The 11,349-nt window shown below is 36.3% G+C and carries 10 protein-coding genes; 3 read left to right on the forward strand and 7 right to left on the reverse strand.

The features are described 5' to 3' along the window. Positions 1-7 precede the first annotated feature (7 nt). From AC1Q51_RS12425 to AC1Q51_RS12455, 7 genes are all read right to left on the reverse strand, one after another. Positions 8-718 (reverse strand): LutC/YkgG family protein, encoded by a 711-nt coding sequence (locus AC1Q51_RS12425; RefSeq protein WP_016513120.1) that lies wholly within the window; start codon positions 716-718, stop codon positions 8-10. Then, entirely contained in the window at positions 718-2,139 is a 1,422-nt protein-coding gene (locus tag AC1Q51_RS12430; RefSeq protein ID WP_000061930.1) for a LutB/LldF family L-lactate oxidation iron-sulfur protein, read from the reverse strand. The genes AC1Q51_RS12425 and AC1Q51_RS12430 overlap by 1 nt, the downstream gene beginning before the upstream one ends. Positions 2,140-2,155: 16 nt before the next feature. Continuing rightward, on the reverse strand, positions 2,156-2,875 hold the full coding sequence (locus AC1Q51_RS12435; RefSeq protein WP_492331535.1) for a (Fe-S)-binding protein: 720 nt from the start codon (positions 2,873-2,875) through the stop codon (positions 2,156-2,158). Positions 2,876-3,043: 168 nt separating this feature from the next. After that, a complete protein-coding gene (locus AC1Q51_RS12440; protein WP_254904515.1) occupies positions 3,044-3,733 on the reverse strand; it encodes a FadR/GntR family transcriptional regulator in 690 nt (229 codons plus the stop codon). 382 nt (positions 3,734-4,115) lie between these two features. Further along, positions 4,116-5,516, reverse strand: coding sequence for a sensor histidine kinase (locus AC1Q51_RS12445; RefSeq protein ID WP_053564942.1), 1,401 nt, complete (start codon positions 5,514-5,516; stop codon positions 4,116-4,118). A gap of 3 nt (positions 5,517-5,519) precedes the next feature. Then, positions 5,520-6,191 carry a response regulator transcription factor gene (locus AC1Q51_RS12450; protein WP_001046397.1) on the reverse strand — a complete coding sequence of 224 codons (672 nt, stop codon included), beginning with the start codon at positions 6,189-6,191 and terminating at the stop codon, positions 5,520-5,522. After that, positions 6,184-7,158 (reverse strand): YncE family protein, encoded by a 975-nt coding sequence (locus AC1Q51_RS12455; RefSeq protein WP_492331536.1) that lies wholly within the window; start codon positions 7,156-7,158, stop codon positions 6,184-6,186. The genes AC1Q51_RS12450 and AC1Q51_RS12455 overlap by 8 nt, the downstream gene beginning before the upstream one ends. A 136-nt stretch (positions 7,159-7,294) precedes the next feature. Between AC1Q51_RS12455 and AC1Q51_RS12460 the strand changes: the two genes are divergently transcribed. From AC1Q51_RS12460 to AC1Q51_RS12470, 3 genes are all read left to right on the forward strand, one after another. Further along, complete coding sequence (locus tag AC1Q51_RS12460) at positions 7,295-8,410, forward strand: PucR family transcriptional regulator (RefSeq protein WP_069355262.1); 1,116 nt, start codon at positions 7,295-7,297, stop codon at positions 8,408-8,410. Between the two features lie 117 nt (positions 8,411-8,527). Continuing rightward, positions 8,528-9,940, forward strand: coding sequence for a glycolate oxidase subunit GlcD (gene glcD / locus AC1Q51_RS12465; RefSeq protein ID WP_000890756.1), 1,413 nt, complete (start codon positions 8,528-8,530; stop codon positions 9,938-9,940). Continuing rightward, the gene (locus AC1Q51_RS12470; protein WP_492331537.1) at positions 9,937-11,265 is read left to right on the forward strand and encodes a (Fe-S)-binding protein; all 1,329 of its coding nucleotides are present in this window, start codon (positions 9,937-9,939) and stop codon (positions 11,263-11,265) included. Before glcD ends, AC1Q51_RS12470 begins: the two co-directional genes overlap by 4 nt. The last annotated feature ends 84 nt before the right edge of the window (positions 11,266-11,349 follow it).

An 11,349-nucleotide genomic window follows, 5' to 3' on the forward strand; every position in this document is an offset into this window, starting at 1 on the left:
CCCTCTTTTATACGATGAAATATACTGCTTTTAATGGTCCATGTACTCCGACAACAAGATTCATCTCAATGTCAGCCGAGTTACTTGGCCCTGTAATAAAGTTAATACAAGATGCCGCTGTCTCCCCATTTTCTACGCGTAAGTTCATATCCTGAACTGCTTGTGTAATACGAGGCACAAGTGTTTCACGTGGAATAATAGCAAAATATACAGTCGGTAAAAAGTGTAAAGAACGTCCTTGCCCTTTATGACTTTGTACAACAATTGTACCAGATTCAGCTAATGTATAATCACTAAATGCAATACCAATATTCGCTTTTTCAGCTAAACGCATATTTTCGTCTTTTCTCTCTGGATCCCATACGTTTACTTCAACGTCTCGCTTTGGAAGTTCTTCTTTAAATAAAGATGTTAAACCATATGCATCAAAACGATCATCTGCTGATAATAAAATAGGTCCACCGCCGTTTTCCATGATTACTTTTTGAAGGTCTTCACCTAATCGGTCATTTGTCGTTTCTACTACAGTTGTATGAATGTTTGTACATTGCTTTTTAAACACTTCTAGTAATTCTTCTTGTGAACAATCTTTTAACGTTTCTATATTCACATTACTTTTCCATACTGGTCGCTCTACATCTTCTGTTTTACGCGCGCGCCCAAGTTCTTTTGCAATGTTATCTAGAAAGGCATCACGGTTTTGAATTAATCCTGTCATTATTTATCCCCGCCTTTCTTATGATCTTTATACCAATCACGGAATCGCTCTTTACTTGGAGCTGGGAATTCCCGAATATCCGTCCAGTTTTTAAGTGGTCCAACACCTTTTGATACACGATTACCAGATGTAAATGGACTCATTGCCGCTGGTGCCATTTTTGACCCCATTTTATATAAAGCAGCTGAAGAAGCACCCATACTAAACATTTTCATCGCTAGTTTTTCTGCAAGTGGTGCACGACCTTCTTGCTCAACAATAACTTGACGATGTTTTAATAATAAATCATGCAATGGAATTTTTACTGGACAAGCTTCTGTACATGCTCCGCATAAACTAGATGCATAAGGAAGCTCTTTGTAATCATCATATCCACCTAGAAGCGGTGTTAATACCGCACCGATTGGTCCTGAGTAAATCGATCCATATGAATGTCCACCAACGTGACGATATACAGGACATACATTAACACAAGCAGCGCAACGAATACATTGTAATACTGAACGGAATTCAGATCCCAGAATTTGAGAGCGACCATTATCAACAACAACTAAATGGAATTCTTCAGGTCCATCAACTTCCTCTTCTTGAATTGGTCCTGCTACCGTTACATAACTTGTTAATTTTTGACCTACTGCACTACGACATAGTAAACCAACTAAAACATCTAATTCTTCCATTGTCGGAACCATACGTTCCATACCCATTACCGCAATTTGTGTTTTCGGAATTGACATAACAAGATCTGCATTACCTTCATTCGTTACTAGACAAAGAGAGCCAGTATTTGCAACAGCAAAATTACAACCAGTTACACCAATTTCTGCATCCATAAATTTCTCACGAAGTTGTTTACGAACAAACTTTGTCATTTCATACGGGTCATCAGAATTTTCATAGCCTAGCTTTTCTTTAAATACATCGCGAATTTGCGTTCTATTTTTATGAAGTGCAGGTGCAATAATATGTGAAGGTGGATCGTTATCTACTTGCAAGATATACTCTCCTAAGTCACTCTCTAACACTTCACAGCCAATCTCTTCAAGCGCATGATTCATACTGATTTCTTCTGTTACCATCGACTTTGATTTTACTACTTTTTTCGCTTGTTTCTTTTTGGCAACGTCTTGAATATACTTTGCTGCTTCCTCTTTCGTCTTCGCAAAGTACACGTGTCCGCCTCTTTTTGATACATTTTCACTTAACTGCATTAAATAATAATCAAGATTTTCTAACGTATGTTGACGGATTTGTTCACCTAGTTCTCGCCACTCTTCCCAGTTTCCTAATTCATCTGCGGCTTTTAAGCGATTCGTATATAAACGCGTTTGTGCAGAAGAAACTGCTCCGCGCATAAACGAATCTTGAATTCCATCACCAACGCGATCATTAAATTTTTTCTCACTGATTTTCATAGACATAGCTTATGTTCCCCCTTCATGAGCGACTATTCAGTACCTCAGCAATATGCATTACTTTTACTTCTTTTCCTAAACGCTCAATACGTCCGCCAATGTTTAACAAACACCCACAATCTGCACCGATTAAATAATCTGCACCTGTTTCCATTACACTATCTACTTTTTCGTCTACCATTTGCTCAGAAATTGGAGTCATCTTAACTGAAAACGTTCCCCCAAACCCGCAACAATTTTGCACGTTTGGTAAATCTCTCACAATTAATCCTTTTACATTTGATAATAAAATTCCTGGTGCTTCTTTTATTCCGAGCATACGTGTCATATGACATGATTTATGAATAGTAGCTATCCCTGGTAAACTTGCACCAACATCTGTAACTTTTAAAACATCTACAATAAACTGTGTAAATTCATAGGTTTTATCAGCAACTTTTTGTGCACGTTTAGCCCACTTTGGATCATCTTTGAAAACATGCGGATACTCATGAAACATTGTCGCACACGAACCAGATGGCGTAACGATATATTCTGCATCTTCGAAAGTTTCAATCATATGTTTCATCGCTTCTTTTGCTGCTTCTACATGGCCACTATTATAAGCAGGCTGGCCACAACAAACTTGTGCTTCTGGAAATTCAATTTCACAACCTAAACGCTCCAACACTTCAACTGTTGCTTTGCCGACATTTGTTTCGAACATATCGACTAAACAAGTAACAAATAAAGTAACTTTCATAACTATTACTCCCCCTTTTTACAACTTCGCCAACAAACATATGGTCATCAGATGACTGAGTAGAGAAGAAATAGGCTCAACCATAGCCTATCCTCTCCCTCTTCTAAAGAAAACGCTTACTTAATCTTTCTCTATTTTATCAGAAAATTAAATTTTTAAAAGATTAAATTACGAATTTATATCGTTTTTACCTGTGACAATATGTTCTACATTTGTTAAATGATCTAGCATTGCTTGCTGCGCTAATTCTACATCTTGTTTTAACACCGCATCATATATAACTTGATGCTCTTCTATAAGTCGTTCTGATGTCGTTTGTTCACCATATAAAATAATGCGTCTTGATTCACCAATCGTTTCAGCAATCATCTCTGAAACATGATTCATGAGTTCAAGCAAAATGTTATTATGCGAAGACTCTGCAATTCCCATATGGAATTGAAAATCGGCTTTTTCGCCAGCCTTTTCATCTCCAATGCTCTTTGCCATTTCATCTAACCAATGTTTCATATTTTGTAAATTATCTTCCGTACGTTTTGCCGCCGCTACTCGAACTGCCCCCACTTCAAGCACCTTTCGTACTTCTAATAAATTCAAAATATCTTCTTTCTTCATTAATAATCTATTGTTTAATGATTTCGTTAATGAAGAAGAATCGAAGTTCTTCACATATGTACCTTCTCCTTGTTTCATCTCAATTAAGCCCATCGCTCTTAGCGCACTTAGCGCTTCACGAACAGCAGATCTACCAACTTGAAACTGCTCAGCTAATTGATGCACAGGGAGTAGTTTGTCACCAGGTTTTAACGTACCATTTTTAATCATTGTTAAAATAGCTTCAGATACTTCTTCGTAAATTTTTTTCGGTTTAATAGATTTGTACTCCAGTTAAATCACCTCAGTATCTTCCAAACAACAATTGAAACGATTTATAAGAACTTTGCATCATAACTATTTTAGACCGAATTGATAAGAAGTACAAATGTTTTGTTCATAAAATAGTCAAATTTTCGATATTTATTACATATTAATTTATATTTTTACGTATAAAGTGAAACTTTAATCAGTAGGGGTTTTGTTCATCCCCCACTGATTATTAGCCCTCACCAATCGGGCTTTTACGGACAGCAGGGCCTCCACCTAACTTCTTTGCTTCCGTTGAATTTTGAGGTGAGGGTCTTACTGTCCGGCAAATAGCGGGATAAATATTTTCTTCAATATAAAGAACATGTCCTAAAAATTAGAACATGCCCCCCTCATCCTGTACATTCAGTTTAATAATAACCGTTGTTCCCTTATCTTTTTCACTTTCAATTTTCCACTGTCCACCATGTATATGAACAATTTGTTTCACAATAGCAAGGCCTAAACCTGTTCCACCGTGTTGACGACTTCTCGCTTTATCAACTCGGTAAAAGCGTTCCCCAAGATTCTCCAAATGCTCTATATCAATGCCAATTCCTGTATCTTTTATTTTCAATTCACAGTAATCATCGATTTGCTCTAAAGTTATAACGATATTTCCGTTTTGATTTGTATACCGTATCGCATTATCTAACACATTATGAAGCACTTGTTGCATACGATCCTCATCAATCATGACAATGATCTCTGGATTTAAATTGGTTGAAATATGAAGTTCCTTTTCTATAAACTTAATCTCATACGTATCTAATACGTCTTCAATCAGCTGTGAAAAAACGATAGGTTGCTTCTTTAACGGAAAGTGCTCACCTTCTAATTGTGCTAAGTCTAACAAGTCATGAACGAGACGCTGCATACGACCTGCTTCTTTATGAATTAGCTGCGTTACTTTTTCCTGCTGCGGTCCCTTGGCAACGCCATCTAAAATAGCCTCGCTATACCCTTTTATATAACTAAGTGGTGTTCTAAGTTCATGCGAAACATTTGCTAAAAATTCCTTACGCTTTACATCTTCTGTTTCTAATGAATTGGCCATTTTATTAAATGCTTTTCCTAGTCGTCCAATCTCATCCTCTGAAGAAACTGTAATCCGCTCCGAGAAATCTCCCGTAGCCAAATGATTTGCAACCCGTTCCATTTGCGAAAGTGGCTTCGTAATTGCAATTATAATTTTTCTTCCAACCCATATAGTAATTAAAATCATAGCAATTGCTAACGGTGCTAAAATAAGACCCATATCATAGATTAAATCTTTTATACTTTTTAAAGGAATATACGAATAGACAATTCCGACTAATTTTTTATTTTCCAATACAGGGATGACAACCCCCATAATATTACGGTCAAAATGTTCTTCATATCCTATTTTTGTCACAGTTTTCCCATCTAATAGCGTTTGCCTATCTCCTTCACTTATAAGGGAATGATGATGCACATCAAAAGGTAAACATGCACTTAAATCACGCGGATTAGACACGAAAATAACGTCTGAACTAGATATTTGATCAAACGATCTTACTTTCTCTTCAAAAGTTGATATTCCTTCGTGCTTATCATATTGAGCAGCAAGATTTTTTCCTTCCATTACTAATGAACCTTTTAAATTATCAACGTATAGTTTTTCATACGAGTATAAAGATACGAAATAAAGAAAGGACACTGTTACACATACTGCACATACTACTGTAAGCCAAAGTTTTTGTACCATTGTAAACATACGTTACACCTCGAATTTATAGCCTACACCCCAAACAGTTTGAATGTAGTTTCCACTTTCTCCAAGCTTCAAGCGCATCGTTTTCACGTGCGTATCTACTGTTCTTGTACTTCCGGCATAATCATATCCCCATACCTTTTCAAGTAATTGCTCCCGGCTAAATACTTGTCCTGTATGCTGGCAAAGAAAATATAGTAAATCAAACTCTTTTACAGTAAGAGAAATCGACTCACCATCCGCCTCGATTCTTCTACTTTTTTCATTGATAAGAATTGGTCCAAATTGAATCTCTTCTTGCTGTTCTTGTTTTGTATATCTTCTTAACACAGCTTCCATACGGGCAACCAATTCACCAGGACTAAACGGTTTTACAATATAATCATCTGCTCCCATACGTAAACCGTTCACCCTATTCCACTCTTCACCTTTTGCGGTTAAAAATATAATCGGTACATCTGACGTTTTTCTAATTTCTTTACAAACTGAAAGTCCATCCATTTCTGGCATCATAATATCTAATACAACGAAATCATAATGATCCGTTTCTAGTTTTTTAAGAGCCTCTTTTCCATTCTCAGCTTCTCCCCACTCATATCCAAAGTTATCCAAATACATTCCAACAAGCTGCCTCATATCACTTTCATCATCTACAACTAGTACTCTATATTTATTCATTGTCCTTCCCTTCCCTCTCTATGAGTTGAAACGGTCCTTTTCCGACTTTAATTGTTTGTTTTATTTTCAAATTCTTCATATCCATAACGCACACTTCATCACTATCATAACTGGCTAAATATCCTTCTGCTCCGCTCTCCAAAAATGCAAATGGATTCGACCCTACTTCTACAGAAGCTATTTCTTTATATGTGCTAATATCAAACTTTCTAAGTGTATTCGATCCATGACTGAGTGCATATACGTACTTACTATCCTTCGTTATATTCACAGGCATAAATGGAGCGTGTAAAGAACGCACCATTTCTCCACTCTGTAAAGAATACACTAACACTTTCTCATTTACTTGATTTCCATCACCATGTCCGCCAATCCATATTTCTTTCCCATCAGGACTAATCGTCGCTCCTGTTGATGCTGGCGGAATCATAAAGGATTGAATAACTTCTTTTTTCTTCGTATCAATTGTCGTTAGTTTCGTATCATAAAAGTTTAGTACAGATAACCGATTCTGATACTCTACCATCGTTATAGGCCCTTTTCCTGTTGAAACATTTCCTGTCTCTTTCCCATTTATCGTAAAGAACCTTACCTTTTGAGCATTTTGATCAGCAGCAAATAATTGTTTTTCATCTGCTGATACGACCACATTTACAATGCCTTTTCCAGTTTTATATTTTTCCACTTGCCTTCCTTCCGTTAGTGAATATACATACATATATTCTAATTGCTTACCGTATACAAGTATTTCCTCACCATTTGGAAGCAGTGTGATTCCGGCCATTGGCTCATTTAGTTCCCATGTCGTGATTAACTTTTTATCTTTTTTATCAATAAAACTAATACTGCCTTCTTTTATATTCGTTGTTATAATAACATTTTTATCTTTAGCAATTGGTGTATACGAACTTCCTTGACACCCTACTAATAGAAATAAAAAACAGAGAAGAAAAACATACTTCCTCAAAAGATTCCCTCCATCTTCGGATGATTTCGTTATAATTGTAAAATAACAAATAAATGTGTGGAAAGTGTGAAATTTTCCTTTCTTACTCAATTTACATATATAATGTACAACAAATAGAATTTGAGGTGTGTCAATTATGCTATTTCCTGATTTAGCGAGTAAAATTGTACGAGAAGTACGCAGACTAATTACAGAAAATATTATTATCATTAATATAGAAGGCGTTATTATCGCAAGTACAGATACAGAAAGAATTGGTCAATTTCATGAAGGTGCACTCCGCTGCGCCAAACAAAAGAAAACCGTCATCATTACAAAAGAAGATGAAAGGCGATTGCAAGGTGTAAAGGCTGGGATGAATCTTCCTTTATTATTTCATGATGAAGTAATTGGTGTCATTGGAATTACAGGAGAACCTGAAAATATTTCACGCTACGGCGAAATATTGCGTAAGATGACCGAATTATTAATTCATGAAAACTACTTTTTAGAGCAACTAGAACTTGAGCACCGTTCTTATGAAGCTTTCGTCTTTGATTGGCTTCAAAATACAGAGTGGTCCCCGAGTTTTCTTGATCGCGCCAAAACACTTGGCATTGATTTATATAAGAAAAAACAACTTATTTTGTTTTCTATTGGCAAAAATGACACGATGCTCCAGCGTAAAATATGGCAACACATACGTAATATTTTAACAAAAGAGCATCTATTTGTTCGTTGGGGAAATGATCGTTTTATTTTATTTACAGCAACGAGCTCCAAAGAGCAAACTTATCAATTTTTAAAACGGTTAAAACAAGACTGCGAAACTTTATTTTCTATTCCTTTATATATCGGGATTGGACAAACAGTTACCTCAAACAATATGAACATATGTTACGAACAAGCATTACGCGCTCTTTCTGTATCATTGGAAACGAAAAAAATTGTATTTAATGAAGATTTACGTTTAGAAATGTGTTTACAAGATATTTCTGCCGAAACGCGTGAACAATTTCTAGAGCGTACCATCGAAAACTTATTATCATTTCCTGAGCTTATGCATACTTTGCGCTTATTTATCGATTATAACCAATCTTATAAACAGACGGCTAAACAATTACATATACACATTAACACATTACATTACAGGCTAAAAAAGATTGAAGAACATACAGGACTTGATCCAAAACAATTCAAAGACTTAAACGTTTTATACTTCGCACTCCTCCTATTAGATGATCATACAAAAAAGAACGATAAAACAGATTAATCTTTAGATGATTATACATAGAAAGAATCCCTCGACTTTTTTATCATTATAATGAAAGCACTGTTACCACGTTGTTTATTATAACTAAACACGTTAACAGTTTGAGGGGGATTTCCAATGTTAGAAAAACAAATTATTCATTCATTCGTATCTATTGTTGGCGAAGATAATGTAGATACATCCAATATGGGGCGTTTAACTTATAGTTATGATGCCACTCCAAACTTCCAAGCAATGCCTGATGCAGTCATTGCTCCTCGTAATACAAATGAAGTAGCTGAAGTGTTAAAAGTATGTAACACTCACAAAATTCCTGTGTATGTGCGCGGGTCTGGAACAAATCTTTGCGCAGGAACATGTCCACTTGAAGGCGGTATCGTCCTTATTTTCCGCCATATGAACAATATTTTAGAAATTGATGAAGAAAACTTAACAATTACTGTACAAGCTGGTGTCATTACACTTGATATTATTAAAGCGGTAGAAGAAAAAGGTTTATTTTATCCACCAGATCCAAGCTCGATGAAAATTTCTACAATCGGCGGCAATATTAATGAAAACTCAGGTGGATTACGCGGTTTGAAATATGGCGTAACACGTGATTATGTAATGGGGCTTGAACTTGTCTTACCAAATGGCGATATTATTCGCACTGGTGGTAAATTAGCAAAAGATGTAGCTGGTTACGATTTAACTCGTTTATTTATCGGTTCTGAAGGAACACTTGGCGTGGTAACAGAAGCTATATTAAAACTTGTTCCTATGCCTGAAACAAAGAAAACAATGCTTGCATTATATGAAGATATTAATGAAGCTGCACGTGCTGTTTCTTCTATTATTGCAAATAAAATTATTCCAGCAACACTTGAGTTTTTAGACCAACCGACAATTGAAGTTGTAGAAGAGTTTGCACAAATCGGTTTACCAACTGACGTAAAAGCAATTTTATTAATCGAACAAGACGGCCCGCCCGAAGTAGTCAATCGAGATATTGAAAACATGGCTAACGTTTGCCGCTCTATGAATGCAGTTGATGTTCGCATTGCAAAAGATGAAACAGAAGCAGATGCGCTTCGTACTGCTCGCCGTAGTGCTCTATCAGCGCTCGCACGATTAAAACCTACTACAATATTAGAAGATGCGACTGTACCACGTTCACAAATCGCTCCAATGGTTGAAGCTATTAATGCCATTGCAAAAAAATATAATATTCCTATTTGTACGTTTGGACACGCTGGTGATGGTAACTTACATCCAACTTGTATGACAGATGCTCGTAATGCAGAAGAAATGCACCGAGCTGAACAAGCTTTTGCTGAAATATTTGCGAAAGCAATTGAACTTGGTGGCACAATTACTGGTGAACATGGTGTTGGTGCAATGAAAGCTCCATATTTAGAAATGAAATTAGGTAAAGAAGGTATTGCAGCTATGCAAGGAATAAAGCAAGCTTTCGATCCAAACAACATTATGAACCCTGGAAAAATGTTCGCGAAAGACACTCGAAAAAGAGTGGTGGTTGAGCGATGACCACATTAAATAAAGAAAATATTCAAAAAGAATTTAAAGAACGATTAAGTGAAGATGAGCTACTTAACTGTATGCGATGCGGTTTTTGTTTACCTACTTGTCCTACCTACATTCAATCCGGATATAAAGAGTCACATTCACCGCGCGGACGTATCGCATTAATGAAAGCAGTCGTTGATGGTTTAATCGAACCAGATGAAGATGTTGAAAATACATTAAACGTTTGTCTTGGTTGCCGTGCTTGTGAGCCTGTTTGTCCATCTGGTGTAAATTATGGACATTTATTAGAAGAGGCTCGAGATATTATTAATCAAAATAAAAAATTCTCAATGCCAGTGAAAGCTGTTCGAAAAGTCGTTTTTGAAGGATTATTCCCCCATCAAAATCGAATGCGAACATTAACCGGACTAATCGGATTTTATCAACGTTCTGGTTTACAAACGCTAACACATAAAACAGGTATTATGAAGTTATTCCCTGAAACACTTGCAACGATGGATCTCGTTTTACCAAAAGTCCCTAAAATGAAAGCCATGAAAGATCGTCCTTCATTTTTACCTGCAGAAAGTACAAAGAAAAAACAAGTTGCATTCTTCACAGGCTGCTTAATGGATACGATGTTTTTAGAAACAAATAACGCAACGATGAAACTTCTTCAATTAGCTGGTTGTGATATCGTTATTCCGAAAACACAAAGTTGCTGCGGTGCATTGCATGGACATGCTGGTGAAAAGAGTGGCGCAAAAGAATTAGCAAAGCGAAATATAAAAGCATTCGAAGATTTAAACATCGACTATATTATTACGAATGCAGGAGGTTGCGGGGCTTATCTTGTAGACTATGATTATCTTTTAAAGGATGATCCGGATTGGGCTGAACGTGCTAAGCAGTTTGTTTCTAAAATTAAAGATATTACTGCTATACTAGTAGAACTAGACTTCCATAAGCGAACTGACTTACGACTCACACCGCAGGTTATTACGTATCAAGACTCTTGTCATTTACGCAATGTTATGCGCACATCTTCTGAACCTCGTATGTTACTAGAGGCTATCCAAGGTGCAACATATCGAGAAATGAAAGATGCCGATCGCTGCTGTGGCTCTGCTGGTATTTACAATATTGTTCATTCAGAGTTATCAATGGAATTTCTAGATTACAAAATGGACTGTGTGCATGAAACAGAAGCAGCGACCATTGTTACTGCAAATCCAGGTTGTTTATTACAAATGAAATTGGGCATTGAGCGAGAAGGGCTTTCTCATAAAATGAGAGGAATTCACATTGTGGATTTATTATTAGAAGCAATTGAAACTAACTCGTAATAACTCGTAACATACGTAATAATAGGAAAACGGCTATCTCCTTCGTCTATGTAAAGAGATAGCCGCTTTTTTGTCTGCTACAAC

The sequence above is a fragment of the Bacillus sp. MT94 genome, from assembly GCF_058792475.1.